General features: G+C 62.3%; 23 protein-coding genes. 18 read left to right on the top strand and 5 right to left on the bottom strand.

Annotated elements, in window-relative coordinates; all coding sequences use genetic code 11:
* Positions 1-90 precede the first annotated feature (90 nt).
* The 6 genes from tolB to IMCC21224_RS14635 all read left to right on the top strand — a co-directional run bounded on the left by tolB (position 91) and on the right by IMCC21224_RS14635 (position 7,125).
* Entirely contained in the window at positions 91-1,428 is a 1,338-nt protein-coding gene (gene tolB, locus IMCC21224_RS14660) for a Tol-Pal system beta propeller repeat protein TolB (RefSeq protein ID WP_047995973.1), read from the top strand.
* A 165-nt stretch (positions 1,429-1,593) separates the two neighbouring features.
* Complete coding sequence (pal, locus tag IMCC21224_RS14655) at positions 1,594-2,124, top strand: peptidoglycan-associated lipoprotein Pal (protein WP_047995972.1); 531 nt, start codon at positions 1,594-1,596, stop codon at positions 2,122-2,124.
* Positions 2,125-2,150: 26 nt separating this feature from the next.
* The gene (locus IMCC21224_RS14650) at positions 2,151-2,972 is read left to right on the top strand and encodes a tetratricopeptide repeat protein (RefSeq protein WP_047995971.1); all 822 of its coding nucleotides are present in this window, start codon (positions 2,151-2,153) and stop codon (positions 2,970-2,972) included.
* The gene (gene tilS / locus IMCC21224_RS14645; protein WP_369796029.1) at positions 2,969-4,357 is read left to right on the top strand and encodes a tRNA lysidine(34) synthetase TilS; all 1,389 of its coding nucleotides are present in this window, start codon (positions 2,969-2,971) and stop codon (positions 4,355-4,357) included. The genes IMCC21224_RS14650 and tilS overlap by 4 nt, the downstream gene beginning before the upstream one ends.
* A gap of 78 nt (positions 4,358-4,435) precedes the next feature.
* Positions 4,436-6,352, top strand: a complete 1,917-nt coding sequence (gene ftsH / locus IMCC21224_RS14640; protein ID WP_047995969.1) for an ATP-dependent zinc metalloprotease FtsH — start codon at positions 4,436-4,438, stop codon at positions 6,350-6,352.
* Positions 6,349-7,125, top strand: a complete 777-nt coding sequence (locus tag IMCC21224_RS14635) for a methyltransferase domain-containing protein (protein ID WP_082135232.1) — start codon at positions 6,349-6,351, stop codon at positions 7,123-7,125. The genes ftsH and IMCC21224_RS14635 overlap by 4 nt, the downstream gene beginning before the upstream one ends.
* Before the next feature lie 478 nt (positions 7,126-7,603).
* Here IMCC21224_RS14635 and IMCC21224_RS14630 read toward each other — a convergent pair whose 3' ends face one another.
* Entirely contained in the window at positions 7,604-8,032 is a 429-nt protein-coding gene (locus IMCC21224_RS14630) for a peptidylprolyl isomerase (protein WP_047995968.1), read from the bottom strand.
* Positions 8,033-8,251: 219 nt separating this feature from the next.
* Between IMCC21224_RS14630 and IMCC21224_RS14620 the strand changes: the two genes are divergently transcribed.
* From IMCC21224_RS14620 to IMCC21224_RS14585, 8 genes are all read left to right on the top strand, one after another.
* Complete coding sequence (locus tag IMCC21224_RS14620; protein ID WP_047995966.1) at positions 8,252-8,935, top strand: haloacid dehalogenase type II; 684 nt, start codon at positions 8,252-8,254, stop codon at positions 8,933-8,935.
* A complete protein-coding gene (locus IMCC21224_RS14615) occupies positions 8,935-9,756 on the top strand; it encodes an alpha/beta fold hydrolase (protein ID WP_047995965.1) in 822 nt (273 codons plus the stop codon). Before IMCC21224_RS14620 ends, IMCC21224_RS14615 begins: the two co-directional genes overlap by 1 nt.
* A 48-nt stretch (positions 9,757-9,804) precedes the next feature.
* Entirely contained in the window at positions 9,805-10,779 is a 975-nt protein-coding gene (locus IMCC21224_RS14610) for a threonine/serine dehydratase (protein ID WP_047995964.1), read from the top strand.
* A gap of 186 nt (positions 10,780-10,965) precedes the next feature.
* A complete protein-coding gene (pcaD, locus tag IMCC21224_RS14605; RefSeq protein WP_047995963.1) occupies positions 10,966-11,757 on the top strand; it encodes a 3-oxoadipate enol-lactonase in 792 nt (263 codons plus the stop codon).
* 6 nt (positions 11,758-11,763) lie between these two features.
* Entirely contained in the window at positions 11,764-12,507 is a 744-nt protein-coding gene (locus tag IMCC21224_RS14600) for an alpha/beta fold hydrolase (RefSeq protein ID WP_369796028.1), read from the top strand.
* A gap of 91 nt (positions 12,508-12,598) precedes the next feature.
* Positions 12,599-13,924 carry a lyase family protein gene (locus IMCC21224_RS14595; RefSeq protein ID WP_047995962.1) on the top strand — a complete coding sequence of 442 codons (1,326 nt, stop codon included), beginning with the start codon at positions 12,599-12,601 and terminating at the stop codon, positions 13,922-13,924.
* 118 nt (positions 13,925-14,042) lie between these two features.
* Positions 14,043-15,122, top strand: coding sequence for a zinc-binding dehydrogenase (locus IMCC21224_RS14590; protein WP_047995961.1), 1,080 nt, complete (start codon positions 14,043-14,045; stop codon positions 15,120-15,122).
* 89 nt (positions 15,123-15,211) lie between these two features.
* Positions 15,212-16,444 carry a mandelate racemase/muconate lactonizing enzyme family protein gene (locus IMCC21224_RS14585; protein WP_047995960.1) on the top strand — a complete coding sequence of 411 codons (1,233 nt, stop codon included), beginning with the start codon at positions 15,212-15,214 and terminating at the stop codon, positions 16,442-16,444.
* Between the two features lie 49 nt (positions 16,445-16,493).
* On the opposite strand, the gene IMCC21224_RS14580 is transcribed toward IMCC21224_RS14585, so the two are convergent.
* From IMCC21224_RS14580 to IMCC21224_RS14570, 3 genes are all read right to left on the bottom strand, one after another.
* Positions 16,494-18,374 (bottom strand): acyl-CoA synthetase, encoded by a 1,881-nt coding sequence (locus IMCC21224_RS14580; protein WP_047995959.1) that lies wholly within the window; start codon positions 18,372-18,374, stop codon positions 16,494-16,496.
* 266 nt (positions 18,375-18,640) lie between these two features.
* Positions 18,641-19,069: a peptidoglycan-binding protein LysM gene (gene lysM, locus IMCC21224_RS14575; RefSeq protein ID WP_047995958.1), complete on the bottom strand. Its 429-nt coding sequence runs from the start codon at positions 19,067-19,069 to the stop codon at positions 18,641-18,643.
* A gap of 70 nt (positions 19,070-19,139) precedes the next feature.
* Positions 19,140-20,939: an ABC transporter transmembrane domain-containing protein gene (locus IMCC21224_RS14570; RefSeq protein WP_047995957.1), complete on the bottom strand. Its 1,800-nt coding sequence runs from the start codon at positions 20,937-20,939 to the stop codon at positions 19,140-19,142.
* 257 nt (positions 20,940-21,196) lie between these two features.
* Between IMCC21224_RS14570 and modA the strand changes: the two genes are divergently transcribed.
* The 4 genes from modA to IMCC21224_RS14550 are packed head-to-tail and all read left to right on the top strand — an operon-like array spanning position 21,197 to position 24,850.
* Positions 21,197-21,961, top strand: coding sequence for a molybdate ABC transporter substrate-binding protein (gene modA, locus IMCC21224_RS14565; protein WP_047995956.1), 765 nt, complete (start codon positions 21,197-21,199; stop codon positions 21,959-21,961).
* A 15-nt stretch (positions 21,962-21,976) separates the two neighbouring features.
* Positions 21,977-22,672 (top strand): molybdate ABC transporter permease subunit, encoded by a 696-nt coding sequence (modB, locus tag IMCC21224_RS14560; RefSeq protein ID WP_047995955.1) that lies wholly within the window; start codon positions 21,977-21,979, stop codon positions 22,670-22,672.
* Positions 22,669-23,763, top strand: coding sequence for a molybdenum ABC transporter ATP-binding protein (gene modC / locus IMCC21224_RS14555; RefSeq protein ID WP_047995954.1), 1,095 nt, complete (start codon positions 22,669-22,671; stop codon positions 23,761-23,763). The genes modB and modC overlap by 4 nt, the downstream gene beginning before the upstream one ends.
* A gap of 43 nt (positions 23,764-23,806) precedes the next feature.
* The gene (locus IMCC21224_RS14550) at positions 23,807-24,850 is read left to right on the top strand and encodes an aldo/keto reductase (protein ID WP_047995953.1); all 1,044 of its coding nucleotides are present in this window, start codon (positions 23,807-23,809) and stop codon (positions 24,848-24,850) included.
* Between the two features lie 26 nt (positions 24,851-24,876).
* On the opposite strand, the gene IMCC21224_RS14545 is transcribed toward IMCC21224_RS14550, so the two are convergent.
* The gene (locus IMCC21224_RS14545; RefSeq protein WP_047995952.1) at positions 24,877-25,737 is read right to left on the bottom strand and encodes a helix-turn-helix domain-containing protein; all 861 of its coding nucleotides are present in this window, start codon (positions 25,735-25,737) and stop codon (positions 24,877-24,879) included.
* Between the last annotated feature and the right edge of the window lie 55 nt (positions 25,738-25,792).

Here is a 25,792-nt window from a genome sequence, read left to right as displayed (position 1 = left end):
AGGGGCAAACTGCGTGGCGGGTGGACTGCGGTCCGCAGCGCATCGTTTGGCGCGGGTTCGATACGGATATTCCGGAAGGATGGATGTGGTATGAGACAGACTTTGGCCTCGGTACTTGCGGCGGGTGCGCTTGCGCTCTCGAGTTTGACGCTGCCCGGAGCGGCGCAGGCACAGGGCGGGCCGCTCAGGCTCGAGATCACCGAAGGGGTGGTCGAGCCGTTGCCCTATGCCGTGCCGGCCTTTGTGGCCGAAAGCGCGGCGGCGCAGAGTATTGCCGACCAGCTGAGCCGGGTTGTCGCGGATGACCTGAGCGGGAGTGGGTTGTTTCGAGAAATCCCGAGAGAGGCCCATATCAGCGGCATCACCTCGTTCCAGAGCCCGGTGCAATTCGCGGACTGGAAAGCAATCAACGCGCAGGCACTTATTTCCGGGGCCGTAGACGTCGACGGCAGCGGACGATTGACGGTCAAGTTCCGGGTATACGACGTGTTTGCCGGCGCAGAGTTGGGTCAGGGCATGCAGTTTGTTGGCACGGCGGACGGCTTTCGACGCATGGCGCACAAGGTGGCCGACCAAGTGTACAGTCGCATTACAGGCGAAAGCGGATATTTTGACAGCCGCGTCGTCTTCGTTTCGGAGACCGGTCCCAAAGACAAGCGCGCCAAGCGGCTGGGGATTATGGATTATGACGGCGCAAATGTGCAGTTCCTGACTGACAGTCGCTCAATTGTTCTCGCACCTCGATTCTCGCCGACTGGCGACAGGGTGCTTTACACCAGTTACGAAACTGGTTTCCCGAGGGTACATATTCTCAACGTCGGCGCGGTTCAAAGCAGCATTCTGCCGGGATCGGATGGAGTAATGAGCTTTGCTCCGCGCTTTGCGCCCAACGGCGCGACAGTGGTTTATTCGCTGGCCCAAGGATCGAATACCGACATTTTTGCAAAGGACATAAGCGGTGGTGCCGCGCGGCAACTGACCAGTGGACCTTCCATCGAGACGGCGCCGAGCTACTCGCCTGACGGTGGACGTATCGTGTTTGAGAGCGACCGTAGCGGCACCCAGCAACTTTATGTTATGTCCGCTAGCGGAGGTGAGGCGCAGCGTATCAGTTTTGGTGCCGGACGCTATGGTACGCCCGTCTGGTCCCCGCGCGGCGACTTGATCGCCTTTACCAAGCAGAACGCCGGTCGGTTCCACATCGGTGTAATGCGCACCGACGGTTCGGAGGAGCGACTGCTTACGGCTTCGTTCCTCGATGAGGGGCCGACCTGGGCACCTAACGGGCGTGTGCTGATGTTCGCGCGCGAGACGCAGGGTGCGCAGGGCGCCTCGGCGCTTTATTCGGTAGATATATCTGGTCGCAACCTCAAACGGGTGCGCACCCCCGATGGGGCCTCTGATCCAAGCTGGGGGCCTTTGCAGTGACACCCGTTAGAAAGGACCTAAAATTCTTCTTAAGAATGTTACCAGGCAATATGCTAAGAATTTTATCAAAATTCTTGCACCGCGCCTGCAGCACCGCCGCGTTGCGTTTGCAAGGCGCGGCGCCTGTGTTAACCTGACCAAAAAATAGCGAGCGGAAAGCGATCCATGACATATATAACCAAGGCTATGATGCTGATCGCGGCCCTTGCCGTATCGGCCTGTACCAATCCTGACCGATTTGCCGATCAGGGTAGTTTCTCTGACACTGGTGGCGCCGGACTGGGTGCAGATGGGGGGATTGTTCCCGGCAGTGCCAATGATCCGACCTCTTCGGCCTATTTCCAGCAGACGGTCGGTGACCGGGTGCTTTTCGCGGTGGATCAATCCTCGCTCAGCTCTGAGGGGCAGCGTGTGCTTGATGGTCAGGCACAGTGGCTGATGACCAACAGTGACTACCTTGCCGTGATCGAAGGGCATGCTGATGAGCAGGGCACGCGCGAATACAACCTCGCTCTGGGCGCCCGGCGGGCTAATGCGGTGATGGAATACCTTATCGCCCGTGGCATTCCTTCGACGCGACTCAAATTTGTGAGCTATGGCAAAGAGCGCCCGATCGAGATCTGCTCAGAAGAAGCCTGTTATGCCAAGAATCGCCGTGCCGTGACCATCATTTCTGCCGGCGGGTTGGTCGGCTGATCGGGCGCGCAGATAGGGGATACGCAATGCGGATCAAAATCGGTCTTGTTGTCTTTGCGCTCGTCGCGACACCGGTTGCTGCTCAGGACCAGTCGTTGGCGGACATCCGTCAGGATCTTCAGGTTCTGACGGTTGAGTTGCAGCGCCTCAGGACTGAGCTAAGCACAACCGGCACCAGCGGCATGACCATTGGCGGCGGAACCATAGACCGGGTCAATGCAATCGAGGCGGAATTGCAACGTTTGACGTCCAATACCGAGCAGATAGAATTCCGCATCGGTCAGGTGGTCGAAGATGGCACCAATCGCATCGGCGATCTTGAGTTTCGGCTATGCGAGCTTGAGGCGACCTGCGACATTGGTACGCTTGGCACCACGCTGCGGATTGGCGGCGGATCGGCTCCGGTCGCCGCGACTCCACCACCTGCCGCTCCGCAGGGATCAGAGCAATCGCAAACGCAGCTCGCCGTGAGCGAGCAGGACGACTTTCGGCGGGCGCAGGAGGCGCTCGCCAACAGTGACTTTCGCACCGCCGCGGAGCTCTTTGCGACCTTTCGCGAGACCTATCCGGGTGGACCGTTAGAGGTTCGCGCGCTGATCGGGCAGGGCAAGGCCCAGGAAGGGTTGGGTGACACGCGCAGCGCGGCGCGCTCTTATCTTGACACCTACTCCAACTATCCCGACGCAGCGGTCGCGCCAGAGGCGTTGTTCCGCTTGGGCCTTGCGCTGAACGCGCTGGGCAGTGTCAGCGAAGGCTGCGTGATGCTGTCCGAAGTTGGCAACCGTTACTCCGGCTCGGAATTTGCGGGCCAGGCTATCGAGGCGCGCACCTCTCTGGGCTGTCAGTGACGGGGGCAACGTCGCTCGATCACCGATTTTCCGAGGCGATGGGATCCCTGTTAGGCCCCGACTTTCCCACAGATATTGGACTGGCGGTTTCCGGAGGCGGCGACAGCATGGCGATGCTGACATTGGCGCATAATTGGAGTCGCGTCTGGGGAGTCCGGCTGTGGGTGGTTACGGTGGACCACGGCTTGCGCCCCGAAGCCGCGTCCGAGGCGGCGATGGTCGCGGCTGAATGCGGTGAACTGGGTTGGCCGCACGCCACGCTGCGCTGGCACTGGGATGGGCAGGGGAACGTGCAGGACGCTGCCCGCCGCGCGCGGCTGAATCTGATTGATCGCTGGCGGAACGGGATCGCACATGTGCTGATGGCCCACACACGGGACGACCTGGCCGAAACCTTCTTGATGCGGCTTGGCCGCGGGTCAGGTGTGGATGGGTTGTCGGCGATGCAGGCGCGGCGATTTGTGGGTTCGGAACCCGGATCGGGTGTGGAACTTTTGCCTGAGGATGTCACCCAGACGCACATGCCACCCGACGGGGCATATCCAGCCGAGCGAGCCGAAAATCGTAACGGGTTCCAGGTGATCCGCCCCTGTCTGGACATGCGTCGCGCTGAATTGCGACACTATCTCACAACGCTCAAAGGGCGCTGGGTCGAGGATCCGTCGAACGACGACCGGGGTTATGACCGTGTGCGAATGCGACAGTTGTTGCAGAATCTCGACGCCGAAGGTCTGGGTGCCGAGGTTTTATCGGCCACCGCGACACGGCTGGCACGTGCGCGCCCGGCGTTGCGGGCCCGCGCCGCACAGGTTTGGACCGAGATTGGCACATCGGTCTGTGCTGGGAATACGCCGCTGGGGGATTTGCAGCTGGATCGCGATGGCTTGGCCAAGGTCGAGGCGGATACTCGCCTGCGCCTGTTGGCTGCGGCGCTTCAGTATATCTCGACCAACTCTTATCGTCCCAGAGTAGAGGCGCTTGAGGCTCTGTTGGACAAGGTTCAGTCGGGTGGTGCCGGAACCCTGCATGGCTGCGAAATCCGCGCGAACGGCGCGGCAATCCGGGTGACGCGCGAGCCTCGCGCCGTGGCCGCGCAGCGCGCTGTAGTGGGGGATGGCACGCTCTGGGACAGGCGCTGGAAGTTTTTTCACAATGATTTTATAGGATTGACTATCCGGTCCCTCGGCGAAGACGGCTGGGGCCAATGCCAAGAGCACAACAGCAATACCCCCGCGTTCCGCTATGCGCGTGCGTTGCCCTCGGTGTGGGATGGTGATCGACTGGTCGCCTGCGACGCGATGGCGGTCGGGCCGGGTCAGACCACAACGCTCTGGCCGATGGGGCGACAGAATGAAGGGTTTCACGCTTTCCTTCTTTCGCATTGAACCGGACGCCGTGATGTCTATGTTACACCGACACGATGTGTGCTATGAGACGCGCACTGGATTTTTAGGAGATTTTCCTTGGGCAATGTACGCAATATCGCGTTCTGGGTCGTACTGTTTGTGCTGGTTCTGGTGCTGTTCAATCTGTTCAGCGGCGGCAGCACCACCATGCAAAGTCGCGAGATCAGCTATACGGACTTTGTCCATGCGGTTGAGAACAAGACTGTAAGCTCGGTCACGCTGGATGGTGAGCAGGTGCGGTTCCGCAGCAGCGACGGCACCGATTATGTCACGATCAAGCCCGAGGATGCGTCGGTCACAACCATGCTGATCGAAAATGATGTGCCGGTTCGGGCCGAGGCACAGCAGCAATCGGGCTTTCAGTCCTTCCTGCTGAGCCTGCTGCCATTCCTGCTGTTGATAGGTGTCTGGATCTACTTCATGAACCGGATGCAGGGTGGCGGCAAAGGGGGTGCGATGGGATTCGGCAAATCCAAGGCCAAGATGCTGACGGAAAAGCATGGCCGCGTGACGTTTGATGACGTGGCGGGCATCGACGAGGCCAAGGAAGAACTGGAAGAGATCGTTGAATTTCTGCGGAACCCGCAGAAATTCAGCCGCTTGGGCGGCAAAATCCCCAAGGGTGCGCTGCTTGTGGGCCCTCCGGGCACAGGTAAGACGCTGTTGGCGCGCGCGATTGCGGGTGAGGCGGGTGTGCCGTTCTTCACCATTTCCGGGTCCGACTTTGTCGAGATGTTTGTTGGCGTTGGCGCCAGCCGTGTGCGCGACATGTTCGAGCAGGCCAAGAAAAACGCGCCCTGCATCGTGTTCATCGACGAAATCGACGCCGTAGGTCGCAACCGTGGCGCTGGCTATGGCGGTGGCAATGATGAACGCGAACAGACGCTGAACCAGTTGCTGGTCGAGATGGACGGTTTTGAGGCAAACGAGGGTGTGATCATCCTTGCCGCGACCAACCGCCGTGACGTGCTGGACCCGGCGCTGCTGCGTCCGGGCCGGTTCGACCGTCAGGTTACAGTACCGAATCCCGACATCAAGGGCCGCGAAAAGATCCTCAACGTGCATGCGCGCAAGACGCCGCTGGGCCCCGATGCCGATATGCGGATCATCGCGCGTGGCACGCCGGGTTTCTCGGGCGCGGATCTGGCGAACCTCGTGAACGAGGCGGCGCTTACGGCCGCGCGTCTCGGCCGCCGGTTCGTCACCATGGAGGATTTCGAACACGCCAAGGACAAGGTCATGATGGGCGCCGAGCGTCGCAGCATGGTTCTGACCGCCGAGCAAAAGGAAAAGACCGCCTATCACGAGGCAGGTCACGCCGTCGTGGGTCTGTCGCTGCCGCAGTGTGATCCGGTCTACAAGGCGACGATCATTCCGCGCGGTGGTGCGCTGGGCATGGTTGTGTCCCTGCCCGAGATCGACCGCCTGAACTGGCACCGGTCCGAATGTGAGGAAAAGCTGGCCATGACCATGGCGGGCAAGGCGGCCGAGATTATCAAATATGGCGAGGACAACGTGTCAAACGGCCCGGCTGGTGACATCCAGCAGGCCAGCGCGCTGGCGCGTGCCATGGTGCTGCGTTGGGGCATGTCCGACAAGATCGGCAATATCGACTATTCCGAAGCGCACGAAGGGTATAGCGGCAATACCGCTGGCCTCTCGGTTTCGGCCAACACCAAAGAGCTGATCGAGAGCGAGGTAAAGCGCTTTATCTCGGATGCGTATACCCGCGCGTTCCAGATCCTGACCGACAAACGGGATGAATGGGATCGTCTTGCGCAAGGTTTGCTGGAATACGAAACGCTGACCGGCGAAGAGATCAAACGCGTGATGCGCGGCGAGCCGCCTCAGGCGGGACCGGATGACAGCGGCAGCGCCGAAGAGGAAACGCCAAGCGTGACGGCGATCCCGAAAACCAAACCCAAAGCCAAACCCGCTGGCGATGGCGGACTGGAGCCTGAACCATCAGTATGAGCCAGGCCTCGGACCAGGATTGGAACCCCGGGACCTACGACAGGTTCCGGGGTTTGCGTTTGCGCCCCGCGCTGGACCTGCTGAGGGCCGTGGGGCCCTTGCCCGAGGGCGATATTATCGACCTCGGCTGTGGTACCGGCAGCGTGGGCCCGGCACTTGGACAGCTGCGGCGTCGACTGATCGGCGTTGATGCCAGCCCCGCGATGATGGAACACGCGGCGCGCACAGGGGTCTACGACGAACTTCTCCAAGAGGATCTGACGGTCTGGCAGGCGACGCGCCCCGCAGCGCTGATTTTTTCCAACGCGTCGCTGCATTGGGTACCTGATCACCAGACGCTGTTTCCGCGACTTGTGCAGATGCTGGCGCCTGGGGGCGTCCTTGCAATCCAACTGCCGCACCAGAACAACGCGCCGTCGCACCGTCTGTGGGTCAAGCTTGTGGACGAGCTTTTCCCCGGTCGGGTTGATCATTCGCACGGACCCAATGTGTTGCTGGCGGCAGAGTATCACCGGATGTTGTCGGCGATGGGGCAAGTGACGCTGTGGGATACCGAATATTATCAAGAGCTTGCCCCTGACGGTGAAGGGCACCCCGTGCGCCGGTTTGTTGAGGCCACGTTTGCCCGCCCGATCCTGAATGCACTGGAACCGGATGAACGACTGCGCCTTATCGCGGCCTACGAGGCGGTGATAGGCAAGGCCTACCCCAAGGGCCCCAGAGGCACGGTTTTATTCCCGTTCCGGCGGATGTTCTTCACGCTGTCGGTCTGATCCGGCGCGGCGATCAGATGCTGTGGATCCGCGTCGCTGATCACCGGCGTCGCGCCGCTGCGGTTCAACGATTTCAGAACGTGGCGTCACAGTCCCGTTGCCCCAACGAGCCAATGCCTGAACCGTAACGTTACTAGCGGGCATTTTTAGTGGCGGTACTCGCGACTATCGCAGCGCCCGAGACGATCTGTCCGTACTGAGGCGTGGTCCGTTTCTCCGCCGTCGGATATACCATCGAACGGACCAATCAAATGAAATGCGCCGATAGCAGCTTGGACCAAAGACCCATGCGCGTCATTTCCTATAAAATTCAGACACTTACTTTTCCGCTTCTTCTCTTTCCAAATACGCATTACGACGCTGCCCAACAAAACCCGCGCCTCGGCTTTCACGGTGGCACAGGCACAAAAACCGCCGAATCCCGTAGGATTCGACGGTTTTCATTCAAATACACGCGGCCACTGACCTTCCGGCCTGTTCACGTAATGTCGACCAGTTCGATCGCAAAGGTCAGATCCTTGCCCGCGAGCGGATGATTGGCATCCAGTGTGACCTCGGCCTCCGTGACTTCGACCACAGTCACCGGCATCACCTGACCTGTCGGCGTCTGCACCTGCAGTTGCGTCCCCGGATCGAGCGGAATGTCTGCCGGGATTTCTGTGCGGGGAACGGACTGGCGCGCCTCGGGGTTGGGTTGGCCATAGGCCTCATCTGCGGGCACGGCCACGGTTTTCTTGTCACCGACGGTCATGCCGGGCATGGCTTTGTCGAGACCGGGAATGATCTGGCCCGACCCCACGGTGAATTCCAGCGGATCGCGTCCGGCGCTGCTGTCGAACGTGCTGCCATCGTTGAGCGTGCCAGTGTAGTGAATACGTACGGTGTCACCCGTCTTGACCTCGGTCATGTGAAAATCCTGTCTTGTCTGAAGGGGGGTTGCTTTCAGAGGCCGCGTCCGGTGCGGGTGCTCTTGCTCAGATCCAAACTTAGGCAACCCGGCCCGGAAATGCAAACAGCGGTCCACATTGGCTGCAACAAGTTCGCCGTGATGACGACAATCTCGGGTTTCGCCTCTTTTCCCTGCGCTCTGAGCATGCCAGTCTCAGCCCAGTTCAGGGAGGGTCCCATGCCGATCACCACCTGCGTCTTTGACGCTTATGGTACTTTGTTCGACGTCGCGTCGGCGGCCCGGGTCGCGGCCGGTGAGCCGGGGCGCGACGGGTTGGCCGCGATTTGGCCAAAGCTGGCCGAGGATTGGCGCCTTAAACAATTGCAATACAGCTGGCTGCGCGCCATCACAGGCGAGCATACGGATTTCTGGGCGGTGACCCAGAGTGGCCTTGACTGGGCGATGGAGCGTCACGGTCTGTCGGATGACCCAGAACTGCGCGAACGCCTGCTGGCGCTTTATTGGGAGTTGGCAGCATATCGCGAGGTGCCCGCCATGTTGACCCGACTCAAGGCTGCGGGCAAGACCTGTGCGATTCTGTCCAACGGCAGCCCCGATATGCTGGATGGCGCGGTCGACAGTGCGGGGATTGGCACTTATCTCGACGCGGTGTTGTCGGTCGAGGATGTGGGCATCTTCAAACCCGCGCCGCAGGTCTACGACATGATCGGTGCGCGGTTCGGCTGCGCGCCGTCCGAGGTGCTTTTTGTGTCGTCGAACGGTTGGGACGCGGCGGGGGCCGCCGGTTATGGATTCACCACCGCCTGGGTCAATCGTGCAGGCGATCCGGTGGACCGGCTGGCACACAGGCCGCAGCACGTCCTGACCGATCTTTCGGCCATACCCGAGCTTGCCGCCTGATGCCCCGATTTACCACTTCGGACGGCGTCTCGCTGCATTTCACCGACACAGGTGCGGGCCTGCCGCTGCTCTGTCTCGCCGGGTTGACGCGCGACGCGCATGATTTCGACTATGTTGCGCCGCATCTGCGCGACCTGCGTCTGATCCGCCTCGACTACCGGGGGCGTGGCCAGTCGGCCTGGGCCGACCCGGCAACCTACACAATCCCGGTCGAAGCCCGCGATGCGCTGGAACTGCTTGATCATCTGGGGCTTGAGCAGGCTGCGGTTCTGGGCACCTCTCGCGGCGGTTTGATCGCCATGCTGCTGGCGGCCACAGCCCGCGACCGCCTGCTGGGTGTCGCGCTGAACGATATCGGGCCCGAGATCGCCGAGACCGGGCTTGACGTCATCAGGAATTACATCGGTCGTAATCCGGTCTGGGCGACCCATGCCGAAGCGGCCACCGCCATGGCCAATGGTCTCACAGGCTTTGCCAACGTGCCGCCGGACCGGTGGCTGACCGAGGTGGCGCACCTCTATCGTGAAACACCTGAGGGGTTAAAAATCCGGTACGACCCGCGTTTGCGTGACGCAGTACTCGATGCCGGTGCTCAGCCGGTGCCCGATCTCTGGCCTCTGTTTGACGCGCTGGCGGGTCTGCCGCTCTGCACCCTGCGCGGAGCCAATTCGGACCTGCTGTCACCCGCGACCTTTGCCGAGATGCGTCGCCGCCGCCCCGACATGATTGCCAGCATTGTTGCGGACCGTGGGCATATCCCGTTCCTTGATGAACCGGAATCGCGTGACGCGCTGACCCGCTGGCTGGGCGTGATGCGATGAGTGCAGCGCTTCGACCCGCAGCCACATAGATACCAAGAGAGGCAGTTGATGAATATCACGATGATCGAGGCCGCAGCAGACCGGCTTGCCGGGCATGTCCGCCAGACGCCATTGCTCTGGTCGCCTTTTTTGGACGAGATTGCGGGCCGCCGGGTGCTGGTCAAACCGGAATGCCTGCAACATACCGGCAGCTTCAAATTTCGCGGCGGGTGGTCTGCCGTTTCGGCAATGTCACCCGAGGCGCGTGCCCGCGGTGTCATCGCCTTTTCCAGCGGCAACCATGCTCAGGGCGTGGCCTATGCCGCGCGGGCCCACGATGCCCCGGCGGTGATCATCATGCCCAGCGATGCACCAAAGCTGAAGATTGACAATACGCGCGCTCTCGGTGCCGATGTGGTGCTCTATGACCGCGCAACCGAGGATCGCGACGAAATCGGTGCGCGCCTCTCCACCGAGCGCGGCATGACCCTGATCAAACCCTTTGACGAACCGCTGGTGATTGCCGGTCAGGGCACAACCGGGCTGGAAATCGCGCGGGATGCAGCGGCCCTGGGGGTAACAGAGGCAGATGTGATCGTCTGTTGCGGTGGTGGTGGGCTGACCTCGGGCATTGCCCTTGCTCTTGAGGCGCGGGCGCCGGGCCTGCGGGTGCGGCCTGCAGAACCCGAGGGGTTTGACGATGTCGCGCGATCACTCGCCTCTGGAAGGATCGAACGCAACAGCGGCGCGCCCGAAGGTTTGTGTGATGCCATCCTGACGCCGCAACCGGGGGATCTGACGTTTCCGATCCTGTCGCGCCTCTGCGGCCCCGGTCTGGTCGTGACCGAGGACGAAGTACAACACGCCATGGCGCTGGCCTTTGCCCGCCTCAAGGTCGTGGCAGAACCGGGTGGCGCTGTCGCCCTGGCCGCCGCCCTGTTCCATAGCGCCGAGATTTCCGGCGAGACCGTGATCGTCACCATTTCGGGTGGGAATGTCGATGCAGGCGTGTTTGCACAGGCGCTTGCGCGCTTTCCGGTGTGACAGGGTGATGCCGTGCATGTGTTGCAAACTCCGGGCAAAACTTGTGGCAAGAGTTTTCACTTCGCGGCGCCAGATCAGACAGTTACAATCGTTTCCAACTTTGGCAGACTGGGTTAGATCTAACATGATGATCCCCAGACGCGCGCCTAGGATCGGGTTTGCCGATCCCAACTTATAGGACAAAATATGCATATCGCCCGCCTCGACGGCATCCAGATTCACTACCGCCTCGATGGAGATCCAGACGGTGCGCCGGTGGTCTTTTCCAACTCGCTTGGCACCGATCTGCGGCTTTGGGACAAGGTGATCCCGCTGCTGCCAGCCGGATTGAAATTCATCCGATATGACAAGCGCGGTCACGGTCTGTCGGAATGCACCCCCGCGCCCTATTCGATGGGTACGCTCGTCAGCGATACCGAAAAGCTGATGGATCATCTGAACGTCCGCGACGCGCTTTTTGTCGGGTTGTCGATTGGCGGCATGATTGCGCAGGGGCTGGCGGCCAAACGGCTCGATCTGGTGCGCGCGATGGTACTGTCGAACACGGGTGCCAAGATCGCCACGCGCGAGATGTGGGATGAACGTATCGCGGGCGTGCGCGCTGGCGGGATCGAATCGCTGGCTGATGCCACCATGACGCGTTGGTTTTCCGCAGATTTCCGCGCCACCGACGAATTCGCGGGCTGGCGCAACATGCTGATCCGCCAGCCGGTCGAAGGCTATGTCGGTTGCTCTGCTGCGATCTCGGGCACGGATTTGATCACGCCGACTTCGGGATTGCGCCTGCCGACCCTTGGCATCGCCGGGTCCGAAGATGGATCGACCCCCCCGGATCTGGTCCGCGAAACCGTAGGGTTGGTGCCGGGGTCGGATTTTGCCCTGATCCGTGGTGCTGGCCATTTGCCTTGCGTTGAAAAACCAGTGGAATATGCCCGGATCCTCAGCGATTTCTTTTCCCGTGTCGGGCACTCAGCATGAACTGGGGTGGGCGCGCGCACCCAGATAAGGATTGAAATCGCACATTTTCTTCTTGTCCACGGGTCGTGCCACGGAGCCTGGTGCTGGCGCGACGTCCACCCGGCGCTGACGGCGCTGGGGCATTCCAGTCGTGCGATTGATCTGCCGTCCGGTGGTGCTGACACGACGCCGCTGGAGGAGGTGACACTCGACCTGTGCGCGGGGTCTGTTTTGGATGCAATCGACGGGCCGGTGATTGTGGTTGGTCATTCTGCGGGTGGCTTTCCGATCAGTCGGGCAGCTGATCTGAGGTCTGACGGAATCACCCGACTGGTCTATCTATGCGCCTATGTCCCGCGCGCGGGCGCGTCGCTGATCGGCATGCGGCGCAGTGCGCCGCGCCAGCCCCTGCACGGGGCGCTGGTCAAATCCGGTGACGGTCTGAGCTACTCTGTTGATCCGACCCATGCGCGCGCCGCATTCTATCACGATTGCCCAGAGGAGGTGGTCCAGTTCGCGCAGCGCAATCTGCGGCCACAGCCGATTTTGCCACAGGCCACCGCCATCACGCTCGGCCCCGGATTTGCCACTATCCCACGCAGTTACATCCTTTGCGAAGACGACCGCGCCATTCCGCCAGAGTTTCAAGAGGTGATGGCAGCGGATTTTGCATCGCAGGACGTGTATCACCTGCCGACCTCACATTCGCCATTTTTCTCGGACCCGACAAAGCTGGCTGGGCTTCTGGATCAGATCACCAAGCAGACCTGAACCCGCCGCGCATCAAGGTTCCTGTGGCGCGCTCTGGCCCTCAACCGGCCCCCGACCTATAGAGGGTGGACCCCATCCAGAGGACGAGATTATGGCCGGTACTCCCTTTGACAGCGCGCTCTTGGCAAAGCTTTTTCCGACAGGAGAGGTCGGGCGTCTGTTCACGGACAGCGCCGAAGTGCGCGCGATGATGCTGGTCGAAGGCACGCTGGCACGGGTGCAGGGCGCTGCGGGCGTCATCCCTGAGCTCAGCGCCGCCGCAATCCACCGCGCGTCGCTTGAACTTCAGGTTGACCCGGCCGGGCTGGCCGAGGCGACGGGTCAGAACGGTGTCAGCGTTCCGGCCCTTGTCGCGGCCTTCCGGCAGCTGATGCAGGCGCCCGAACATGCGCAATATTTGCACTGGGGCGCGACGTCGCAGGATATCATCGACACCGGGCTGATGCTGCGGTTGCGTCAAGTATTGGGTCACTACGATGCTGCGCTGGACACCATCCTGAGCACGCTCGCTACCCAGGCGCGGGCGCAGGCTGTCACGCCGATGGCTGCGCGCACCTATGGCCAGCACGCGACACCGACCAGCTATGGCGCGGTTCTGGCCAGCTGGGGCTGGCCGCTGCTGACCTTGCAATCAGAGCTGACGACTCTGCGTGGCGACAGCCTGTGGGTGTCGCTGTCGGGCGCGGCCGGCACAGCGACCGAGCTGGGGACAGACGCTCCGGCGCTGCGTGCGGCGTTGGCGCAGGCGCTGGACCTTAGGGATCCAGGACGCAGTTGGCACAATGACCGCACACCTCTTTTGCGGATCGCGGCGTGGATCAGCCGCACCGCCATGGCACTGGGCAAGATCGGTGAGGATTTGTTGCTGATGACCCAATCCGGCATCGGTGAGGTGCGTCTGGGGGGGGCAGGGGCCTCATCGACGATGCCGCAAAAACAGAACCCTGTGGCCCCGTCGGTGCTGGTGGCGCTGGCGCATCAGGCGCAGGGAGCCAACAGCACGTTGCAGGCATGCGGTCTGCACCGGCAGCAGCGTGACGGGGCCGCGTGGTTCACCGAATGGCTGACACTGCCGCCGCTCTGCCTTGGTCTGGCAGCGGCGTTGACGCAAGGCGCCACCATGCTGCGTGACCTGACCCCGAACCCCAATGCCATGACCGCGACACTTGAGTCGTCACAAGGGTTGCTGGCCGCTGAGGCGCTGTCGTTTGCGTTGACCCGCTCGATGCCCCGGCCCGAGGCGCAGGCGGCGGTCAAGGCGCTCTGCAAAGGGGTGATCGCCAACGGTACACATCTGCGCGATGCGGCGCTTGCGCGCTGGCCCGATTTACCGCCGACATTGTTCGATGCTGCACAGCAGATGGGGCAGGCCCCTGCCGAGGCCCGAACCTTTGCCACGGCTGTGCTCGATCGCTGAGGCGCACCTTGGTTGTCACGCGCGCGGACCTTGCCCAACAGCGACGCGCCCTGTCGCTTTTGCGCTTGAGCTACCGCAGGCGTCACCGCAGGGTGAACCAAATAACAAGGAGCGTTTCATGACGCGGATCAAGGCAGCCGTCTGCACCGAACATAGATCCCGGCTGACCATCGAAGAGCTTGACCTGCGCGCCCCCCTCGCGGGCGAGGTCGAGGTCACTCTGGAAGCCGTCGCGATCTGCCATTCCGACGTCACCTTTGCTGATGGCGGCTGGGGCGGCGATCTGCCCGCCGTCTATGGCCACGAGGCAGCGGGCCGGGTGACGGCGCTGGGCGACGGCGTCCAAAGCGTTGAAATCGGAGCACGGGTTGTCGTGACCCTGATCCGCGCCTGCGGGTCCTGTGTAAACTGTGCCAGCGGCAAACCGACGATCTGCGATACCCCCAATGCGGCCCCGCCGGTGCTGACCCGCCCGGATGGCACCCCGGTCATTGCCGCGATGAACTGCGGCGCCTTTGCCGAACGCGTCGTCGTCGACCAAAGCCAGATCGTCACCCTGCCCGAGGACATGCCCGCCGAAGCCGTGGCACTGCTGGCCTGCGGTGTGATCACCGGCGTTGGCGCCGTGGTAAATGCTGCAGGCCTGCGCGCCGGTCAGGATGTTGTGGTGATTGGCGCAGGCGGTGTCGGCCTCAACGCAATTCAGGGGGCGCGAATTGCCGGCGCCCGCCGCATCGTCGCCGTCGATATGTCCGAGGAAAAGCTGGCCATCGCACGTGAATTCGGCGCCACCGACGGTGTACTGGCCACCGCCCCCAAGCCCTGGCAAATTGCCACCCAGTTGCTGGGTCGCGGTGCCGATGCCGTCATTGTCACCGTTGGCGCGATCCCCGCCTATGACAGCGCGCCGCGCTATCTTGGCTGGGGTGGCAAGGTGGTGATGGTCGGCATGCCGCATTCCGGCGCCATGTCATCTTATGAACCGGTGGTGCTGGCCTATATGTCGCAAGGCATGGTTGGCTCCAAGATGGGGGATGTGGTGATCCGCCGCGACATCCCGTGGATGGCCGACCTGTACCGGCAGGGACGCCTCAAACTCGACGAGTTGGTTTCCGGGCGCTGGCGGCTCGACCAGATCAATGAGGCGATTGCCGACACCAGAAGCGGCGGCGCCAAGCGCAACGTCATCCTCTTTTAGCCTGCCCCTGCCGGGCGAAATCCCAAGCGGGGTCGCACGGCAATCGGATTGCGCTGCGATCCGGCACACCTTTGGACGGAGCGAATGCAATGAAGCTCAAGGACCTCGACATCATCGTCACCGCGCCGCCGGCCCCCGGATGGGGCGGGCGTTACTGGATCCTCGTCAAGCTGACCACCGACACCGGCATCACCGGCTGGGGCGAATGTTACGCCAGCTCTGTTGGCCCCGACGCGATGACCCACGTGATCCGCGACGTCTTTGAGCGGCATATGGCCGGAACTCATCCACAGAATATCGAACTGATGTTTCGCCGCGCCTTTAGCGCAGGCTTTACCCAGCGTCCTGACCTGACTGTCATGGGCGCGTTTTCGGGGTTGGAGATTGCCTGCTGGGACATCCTTGGAAAGTCTCTGGACCGGCCTGTCTGGGCGCTGCTCGGCGGGCGGATGCATACAAAGATACGCGCCTACACCTACATCTACCCCCTGCCAGAGCACGACCTCACCACGTTCTGGAACGATCCCGATCAGGCTGCCGCCTCGGCGCTTGATCTGGTGGCGCGCGGCTATACCGGGGTCAAGTTCGATCCGGCGGGCCCCTACACGATCCATGGCGGGCATCAGCCGTCGATGTCCGACATCTCGCGTTCCGTCGAGTTCTGCCGCACAATCCGTGCCGCGGTGGGCGACCGCGCAGATCTGCTCTTTGGCACCCATGGGCAGTTCACCACATCGGGCGCCATCCGGCTGGGTCAGGCGCTGGAACCCTTTAGCCCCCTCTGGTTCGAGGAACCTATTCCGCCGGACAATCTGCTCGAATTCGCAGAAGTCGCCCGCGCCGTGCGCATCCCTATCGCCACTGGCGAACGACTGACCACCAAGGCCGAATTCGCCGCGCTGCTACGCACTGGCGGGGCAAAGATCCTGCAACCCGCGCTTGGTCGCGCCGGAGGTATCTGGGAGATGAAGAAGGTCGCCGCCATGGCCGAAGCCTTTAACGCGGAAATGGCACCACACCTCTATGCCGGTCCGGTCGAGTGGGCGGCGAACGTTGCTCTGGCCGCGTCGATCCCCAACCTGCTGATCGCCGAAACCATCGAGACGCCGTTCCACAAGGCGTTGATCCGCGACAGCATCCGGATCGAGAATGGCTATATCCTGCCTTCGGACGCCCCCGGCCTTGGTATTGAGGTGGACGAGGATCTGGCCCGCGCACATCCCTACACCGGCAGCGGCCTGCACCTGCAAATGCAAGAGGCGCCCTGCGACTATCAAAACGCCAATATTTTCATGGGCGGTGCCCCACCTGTGTCGGACTGAGGTTCTGACAGGACGCACCTGTCAGAACCTCAGTCGCCAAGGATCAGGATTATTCCGCGACGTCCCAGGGCCGCGTGAACGCGCCAAGCACGGTGCCGACCTGCTCCTCGGTGGCAAAGCTCAGCGTGACCTGCGCCACCAGACCGCGCTTTTTGTCGTCGACCACGCCTGTCACCCGCGCGTCCAGCCCGCCCTTTTCCAGCGCGCCGTTGTAGACCCGGGTGATCGCGTTCTTGCGCAGATCGGGTTTGAACACCTTACCCACGGCGGTTTTAGGCAATTCATCCAGAATGGTCATATGTTTGGGTTGCGCTGCGCGTTCGTGTACATGCAGGCGGCAATGTTCCAGCAGCGCCTCTTCGGTGACGGTTTCGCCGGCCACCAGTTCAACAAAACCACAAGGTACTTCGCCCGAATGAGCATCCGGCTGGCCAATCGCACCGGCAAAAGCCACGGCGGGATGCGCCAACAGCGCCTCTTCGATCTCGGCGGGGTCGATGTTGTGACCACCACGAATGATCAGATCCTTGGCCCGTCCGGTAATCCACAAATAGTTTTCAGAGTCCTTGCGCCCCAGATCCCCCGTGCGCAGGTAGGTGCCAAAATAATAGAGATCGGCGTTCTTGGTCGCCTCGGTATAGGTGTGGCCGGCGTAGACACCGGGATTCGAGATGCAGATTTCCCCGATCTCGTCCACGCCGCAATCACGCGGCGTACCGTCCACCATCCGCAGGATCCGCACATCGGTATACGGTAGCGCGATCCCGATCGATCCGACCTTCTTTTCCCCCGCTACGGGATTGCACGAAACCAGACAAGTCGCCTCGGTCAGGCCATAGCCTTCGACCACGGTGACACCGCTGGCGGCCTCGAACCTCTTGAACAACTCCAGCGGCAGGGGCGCAGAGCCGGAGAACGCTGTTTTGACCGATGAGATGTCGGCATCTACCGGCCGCTGCATCAGCGCCGACAGCGCGGTCGGCACGGTGATGAGAAAGGTGATGTCCCAGCGTTCGATCAGTTTCCAGAAATTGTCGAACACACCTTCGCCGCGATAGCCTTGCGGCGTCGGAAAAACCACATGCGCCCCGGACGCCAGCGCCGCCATCAGGATGACGTGACAGGCAAAAACATGGAACAGCGGCAGCGGGCACAGGATGTTCGAGGTTTCATCGAACAGCAACTTATGCCCCAGCCAGCCGTTGTAGATCATGCCCTGATAGGTGTGCTGCGCCACCTTGGGCATGCCCGTGGTTCCGCCGGTGTGGAAATAGGCCGCGACGCGGTCACTCTTGCCATCCTCAAACGCCAATTCCTTGGGCTGACGCGCGCATTCGCGGACAAAATCCTTGACCACCGCATGGCCACTGCCGGGATTCTTGGGGCGGATGAACGGCACGATCCATGATTTCGGCGGTGTGAGGTAACGACATAGGTCAACCTCAAGCACCGTTTGTACGTCGGGCGCATGACGGCAGGCTTCGGCCACCTTTTGCGCGACATCGGTCTTGGGGAACGCCTTGAGGGTGACGACGACCTTGGCCCCGGTTTCGCGCAGGATCGATGCGATCTGTTCGGGTTCCAGCAGCGGATTGATCGGGTTGGCGATTCCGGCCACGGCCCCGCCCAGCAGCGCCAGAACCGTCTCGTTGCAATTGGGCAGCACATAGGCAACCACGTCATCTTCCTGCACGTCCAGCGACCGGAACAGGTTCGCCGCCTGCGCGACCTTGCCGCGCAAGGTTTCCCATGTAAGCGTCTCGGCCTTGTCCTTGGGGCCGGAAAAGATCTGATAACTGACTGCGGGCCGCTGCGGATACGCAGCTGCGGTGCGGCTCAGCAGACCATAGAGCGTTGGCGGCAGATCCCGCTCGGCCCAGGGCATTTCATCTTCGATGGCATTCCTGTCGGCCATGGACGCAAAGCGCATGTTCCGTCTCCTCCCTTATGGTCGCCCCTGTAACCGGGGCGTGCCTCCCGGCGTCAGTGTGGAAAGGTTTTTTGCATCGCGCAAGGCTAAGGGACGTTGCGGCACCTACGATCTGACGCCACGTCCGCGCGAATAGTCGCAAAAGACGATCGGCGTTCCGTTCATGATCGGCTGTGGTCATGGGTGATTATGTCGCCGAAGCTGCGGCAGGCGCGCTCCGGCGGGTAATGGATGGGGCTGGGTGAACCCGCCCGTTCGCCGTAACTTCAGGCGCTGGCGTCCTGTGGGATCCGCAAGACCTGACCGGGATAGATCTTGTCCGGGCTGGTCAGCATCGGCCGGTTGGCCTCAAAAATCTCGTGATACCGGTTGGCATTGCCTAGCGTTTTCTTGGCAACGGCCGACAACGTGTCGCCCTTTTCCACGGTGTGGAACACGGCTGTGTCGGCTGCGTCATCTTCAACTTCGGCCACGCCTTCGACGTTGCCGACCGCCAGGATCACCTTTTCGCGCTCTTCTGCCGACAGGGTGCCGCCCGAAACCTTGACCTTGTCGCCTTCAACCGTGATCTCGGCGCCTTTGGTATCGAGCCCCAGATCAGCGACTTCTTTTTTCAGCGCATCCGCGCTGGGGGCTGCATCGCCACCACCGACCAGTGATTTGCCGGATTTCTTCCAGAAATTGAACAGACCCATTGCGGCCTCCCTCTTGATTGCATTGGCTTCAAGGTCGGCTTTACCGAAGTCACTGGCAAGGGGAAAAACCCTACTCTGCCGCCATTCCATCGGTAAACTGCAATCGCGCCAGCCGGGCATATAGCCCGTCTTCGGCCACCAGCGCATCATGCGCGCCCTGCGCAACGATGCGCCCCTGATCCATGACAATAATCCGGTCGGCCTTTTTCACCGTGGCCAGACGGTGCGCCACGATGATTGTTGTGCGGGTCTCGGCCAGACGATCCACCGCTTGTTGCACCGCGCGCTCGCTCTCGGCATCAAGTGCGCTGGTCGCCTCGTCCAGCAGCAGCACCGGCGCGTCGCGCAGGATTGCACGGGCGATGGCGATACGCTGTTTCTGGCCACCCGACAGCATCACGCCACGCTCGCCCAGATAGCTGTCATAGCCTTCGGGCAGTGCGGCAATGAAATCATGTGCGGCAGCGGCTTTTGCGGCGGCCTCGATCTCGGCATCGCTCGCCTCTGGGCGGCCAAAGCGGATGTTCTCGCGCGCCGAGGCGGCAAAGATCACCGGATCCTGTGGCACCAGCGCGATGTGGCGCCGGAACTCTGACCGCTCCATATCGCGCAGCGCCACGCCATCCATGCGCACCGCCCCGCTGTCGGGATCATAGAACCGCTGTACCAGTTGGATGATGGTGGTTTTGCCCGCGCCCGAGGGGCCGACCAGCGCCACCGTCTCACCAGGTTTCACCGTCAGGCACACATCATCCAGCGCCGACACACCGGGCCGCGACGGATAAGAGAACCGCACGTGGTCGAACACGATCTCGCCTTGTACCGGGGCGCTCAGCACCTCAGGTATCTCCGGGTCCTGCACCGCATCTTCGGTTTGCAACAGTTCGACCAGCCGTTCGGTGGCCCCTGCCGCGCGCTGCAATTCGCCGAATACCTCGGACAGCGCCGCAACCGATCCCGCAACCATCACCGCATAGATCACGAACTGCACCAGCGCACCGGGTGTCATGTCACCCGCGCGCACGTCCCACGCCCCGATCCAAAGCACCCCGACAACCCCGGTGAACACCAGGAAGATCACGATGGCCGTCATCAGCGCCCGGGTCCAGATACGCCGCCGCGCCGCGTCATAGCTCTTTTCGGTCACCTCGGCAAAAGCCGCCCGGTTCAGTGCCTCGTGGGTAAATGCCTGCACGGTCTGCACCGAACTCAGCGCCTCGGACGCATTGCCGGACGAGGCCGCGATCCAGTCCTGATTTTCCCGGCTCAGCACCCGCAGTTTGCGTCCCAACGTCAGGATCGGCACGACCACGGCCGGCACGATCAGCAGAACCATCAGCGTCAGCTTCCACGATGTGAACAGCATCAGCACAAGCCCGCCGGCAAAGATCAGCACATTGCGCAGCGCGATCGAGATCGACGAGCCAATTACGCTGAGGATCAGGGTGGTGTCAGTGGTGATCCGGCTTAGCACCTCGCCGGTCATCAGTTTTTCGTAGAACACCGGAGACAAGCCGATCACCCGGTCAAACACTGCCTTGCGAATATCCGCCACAACTCGTTCGCCCAGCCGTGTCACCAGCGCGTAGCGCAGCGCCGTACCCACCGCCAGCAATGCGGCAATCCCCAGCGCCGCGCCGAAGTACTGGTTCAGCAACGCGCCGCTGCCGATTTCGAAATTGTCGACCACGCGGCGCACGGCCAGTGGCAGGATGAGCGACACACAGGCCGTCAGGGACAGTGCCACCAGTGCCGCCACCAACATGCTGCGATAGGGTGCAAGAAAGGGCCAGAGCTGTGCCAGAGTTCCCAGCCGTTTCGACTTGGCGCGCTCTTCCTGGCTCGTGGCCGGTGCGGTCTCTCGGGCCATGATGCCTCCTGTTCACGTGTCGGGGTGTTTTGGCCACCCAAGCCGTCGGGGTCAAGCGTCGCATTGCCGCGCACCGGATCAAGTCGCATCGCGTTCAATCCGGCAATGGTAAATCCATAGCTTTGTGGGGGGCGGAGCGGACTCTGCGCAGGACGCAGTGATGCGACTCTGCGCCCCTTGTCGCGGGCGTCAAAGCCGGACATCGTTGGCGGTGATGCTGGCCTGACCATGATCAGGTGGATGAAAGGAATACTACGATGCGAATATCCGGGGCTATCGCGGTCATGGTGTTGATGGTCGAACCCGTGCAGGCAGCCGAGATCACTGTATTTGCCGCTGCGTCCTTGGGGGATGCTCTGAGTGAGGCCACTGCGCTCTGGCAGCAAGAGACCGGGCATCAGGTGATCCTGACCCCTGCGGGCAGTTCCGCGCTGGCGCGGCAGATCGCAGCTGGGGCGCCGGCAGATGTCTTTGTTTCGGCCAACACGGACTGGATGGACTGGCTGGATGCTCAGGGGGGAATCGACGCGGCGACGCGGCGGGTGCTGATGGGCAACGCGCTGGTGCTGATTGGGGCGGGCGAAGGCGAAATACCCCCGGTGGAGATCGCACCGGACTATGATATCACGGCAGAGTTGGCGACCAGCGACCGTCTGGCTATGGCGCTGGTCAATGCGGTGCCTGCGGGCATCTATGGCAAGGCCGCGTTGCAATGGCTGGGTCAATGGGAGGCGCTGGAACCCCGCGTCGCGCAGGCCGACAACGTGCGCGCCGCGCTGGCGCTGGTGGCACTGGGCGAGACGCCGCTGGGTATCGTCTATGCCACCGATGCGGTCGCCGAGACCCGCGTGCATGTGGTGGGCACTTTTCCAGCCGAGAGCCATGCGCCGATCCTTTATTCTGCTGCGGTCACTGCCGAAGCGTCAGAGGGCGATGTTGCCGCAGAATTCCTCGACTGGCTTGCGGGGACCGGAGCGCGGGCGATCTTGCGCGATCATGGCTTTGTCCTGCCGCCCGAGTAGGATAGAGCGGGCGGCATGGAATTTCTGGGTCCACAGGAATGGCAGGCGGTGGCACTGTCGCTGAAGGTGGCGTTCTGGGCGACGCTTGTGTCACTGCCGTTTGGCCTTGGGGTGGCGCTGGCGCTGGCGCGGGGGCGGTTTCCGGGGCGCCAGATCCTGAACGGGTTGGTGCATTTGCCGCTGATCCTGCCGCCGGTGGTCACCGGCTATTTGCTGTTGCTGACATTCGGACGACGCGGCCCGGTGGGTGGTGTGCTGGAACATGTGTTTGGCATCGTGCTGGCCTTTCGCTGGACGGGCGCTGCGCTGGCGGCGGCGATCATGGCGTTTCCGTTAATGGTGCGCGCCATGCGGCTGGCGATCGAGGCGGTCGATCCCAAGCTTGAACAGGCGGCGGCGACTTTGGGTGCGTCGCGTCTGCGGGTCTTTGCGACCGTCACGCTGCCACTGATTCTGCCCGGCGTGATCGCGGGGGCGGTGCTGGCCTTTGCCAAGGCGCTGGGCGAATTTGGCGCGACGATCACCTTTGTGTCCAACATTCCCGGTCAAACGCAGACGGTGCCATCGGCGATCTACGCCTTTCTGCAGGTGCCGGGTGGCGAAGATGCGGCGCTACGTTTGGTGATGGTGTCTGTCGCTCTTGCCATGGCGGCGCTGCTGCTGTCGGAATGGCTGGCGCGGCGGGTCGCGCAGAGGATCGCAGGACGATGAGCCTGAAAGTGGATATCGCGCACCAGCAGGGGGCCTTTGCCCTGAACGTCGCGTTTGAGGCACCCGAGGGCGTCACGGTACTGTTTGGTCGCTCAGGATCGGGCAAAACCTCGGTTGTTAACGCGGTTGCAGGGCTTTTGCGGCCTGACGGGGGGCGGATCGAGGTGGCGGGGCGTGTGCTGTTTGACTCCAAGGCCCGAATTAACGTGCCGGTCCACCGCCGCAGTCTGGGCTATGTATTTCAAGAGGGACGGCTGTTCCCGCATCTGACCGTGCGGCAGAACCTGCTCTATGCCCGACGTGTTACCGGGCGGCACAGCGACACGGGGCTGGACCGGGTGGTCGACCTTCTTGGGTTGGGTGCGTTGCTGGATCGCAGCCCCGGCGCGCTGTCGGGCGGCGAGGGGCAGCGGGTTGCCATCGGGCGGGCGCTGTTGTCGGACCCGGCGATGCTGTTGATGGACGAACCGCTGGCGGCCCTGGACGGTGCCCGCAAGGCCGAGATTCTGCCATTTCTGGAACGGTTGCGACGCGGGGCCGGAGTGCCGATCCTCTATGTCAGCCACAATATGGCCGAGGTGGCGCGACTGGCCACCCATGTTGTCGTTCTGGACGATGGACAGGTGGCGCAGACCGGCCCGGCCGAGGCGCTGTTGTCGGACCCGGCGATGGTGCGCATCATGGGGGTGCGCGATGCCGGTGCCGTGTTACAGGCGCGGGTGCTGCGCCATGCCGACGACGGCGTGACGGAATTGCAGGTCTCGGGCGGGGTGCTTTGCCTGCCCGAAATCGACACCGCGGTTGGCACCGAACTGCGTGTGCGCATTCTGGCGCAGGATGTGATGTTGGCTGTGGAGCGTCCGCGCGGGATCTCAGCGCTCAATATCCTGCCGGTGCAGGTCGTGGCCCTGCGGCGCGGCGATGGGCCAGGGGTCATCGTGCAGCTTCAGGCCGGAGATGATCGCCTGCTGGCGCGTGTGACCCGGCGCAGTGCGGATGCACTGGAGTTGAATCCGGGCCGACCCTGTTTTGCCGTGCTCAAATCTGTGGCAGTTGCGCAGACTGACATCGGTCTGGGCTTGCAGAGCTGAGTTTGCAGGCTAAGGTCCCGGCGGAAATCCAGGGAGCTATGTAATGAAGATGAACCCGCTTGGCCGCAGCGGCCTGATGGTGTCGGAACTGTGCCTTGGCACGATGACCTTTGGCAATCAGACACCCGAGGACGAGGCTCATGCCCAATTGGACCTGGCGCTGGATGCAGGCATCAACTTTGTCGACGCAGCCGAGATGTATCCCGTCAACCCGATTGCCAAAGAGACAGTGGGCCTGACCGAAGCGATTCTGGGTCGCTGGTTCGCCCGCACCGGACGCCGTAACGACTACATTCTGGCAACCAAACACTCTGGCGCCGGACAAAAATTTGTTCGCGACGGTGCGCCAATTTCGTCAGAAACGATCCGCCCCACGCTCGAAGGGTCGCTGAAGCGGTTGCAGACGGACGTTATTGACCTTTACCAGTTCCATTGGCCCAATCGGGGCTCGTATATGTTTCGGCAGAACTGGGATTTTGACCCCAGCGGCCAGAACCGTACGGACACTGTCCAGCATATGCACGACGCGCTGGGCGCATTGCAGTGCGAGGTCGAGCGCGGCACGATCCGCCATTTTGGTCTGTCGAACGAAAGCGCGTGGGGTACCGCGATGTGGCTGCGTTTGGCCGAAGAGACCGGCGGCCCACGGGTGGTTTCGGTGCAGAACGAATATTCGCTGATGTGCCGTCTGGCCGACACAGATCTGGCCGAGACGTTGATCAACGAAGAGGTCGGTCTGTTGCCGTATTCGCCGCTGGCTGCGGGCTTACTGACCGGAAAATATCAGGCTGGCGCGGTGCCCGACGGATCGCGGATGTCGTTGAATGGCAATCTTGGCGGGCGAAAATCTGACCGCTGCTTTGATGCTGTGGACGCCTATCTTCGGGTTGCACGCGATTTTGAGGTCGATCCGGTGCATATGGCAGTTGCCTGGTCGGCGCGGCGGCCGTTTGTGGCATCGTCGATCTTTGGCGCAACGCGGTTGGCGCATCTGGAACATGCGCTGGGGGCTGTTGATGTCGACCTGACACCGGAATTACTGACTGCGCTCGATACGGCGCACAAGGCGCATCCGATGCCATACTAAAGGCGCTGGGCGCCGGGCCTGCGCTTTCAGGCAATCTGGTCGCGCAGGACGCGCAGATGGTCGGGCAGGGCGCGGCTGGTCACGTCGGCCTCGCGCACCAGATGGTCGAAATGGCTGGTAAAAGCGATGATGCGTTCGGTGTCGCGAAACGCCAGATAGCTGCGCCCGACATAAAGCACGGCCAGCAGCGGCCCAAACAGGGTGATCGGCGCGGAATAGACCCGCCGCGCGTCAAACAGATAGACGCGCAGGCGGGGATAGAGCGTTTCGCAAAGCTCGATCAGGTGGTCGATCTGATCGCGCCGTGTGTCGGCGGGCAATCCGTCGTAATAGCCTGTGCCAGTGGCAAAGCTGTGCAATTCGTGACGCGGCAGCGCGATTTCGTAATCAGACCGCGCGTTGCGCATCCAGCCTAGCCTGTCGGCTGACGCGTTGATGGCCTGCTCGGTCGTGCGGCCAAGGTGGGGCGCATATTCCCATTCCAGCGTCGCCCGCGTTTTGAGCATATCGGGCAGCGACGCGGGCACATGGCGGATTTTGTAGCCTGCCGCTTCTTGGTGCCAGGCAAAGATCTGTTCATCGACCAGCGCGCGCGGCGCTTCGGTCACCGACATCGCGCTGGCCAGCAGGTCGGCAGCGTTTTCCGGCCGGTCTGACAAACCCAACAGCCAGTCGGCCGAAACGCCAAGCGCCGATGCGCAATTTCCGGCCACATGTGCATTGGGCAATCGCGCGTCCGCACCGGATAGCAATTGCGACACCGTCGAGCGATCGACGCCGATCTGCCGGGCCAAAGCGCTTTGAGACATGCCTGCGCGCTGCATCGCCTGTCCGAGCCTGATGCGAAACAGGTCTGATCGGGCGCGTTTGTCGATTGTATACAGCATCTGGTGATTTTCCTCACCAATTGTGGGTTTTGTTCACTGTACCTCGGCTGGCGCA

Origin of the sequence: Puniceibacterium sp. IMCC21224 (genome assembly GCF_001038505.1) — a bacterium.
GTDB lineage: Bacteria > Pseudomonadota > Alphaproteobacteria > Rhodobacterales > Rhodobacteraceae > Puniceibacterium.
This window is presented reverse-complemented; position numbering and strand designations above follow the sequence as displayed.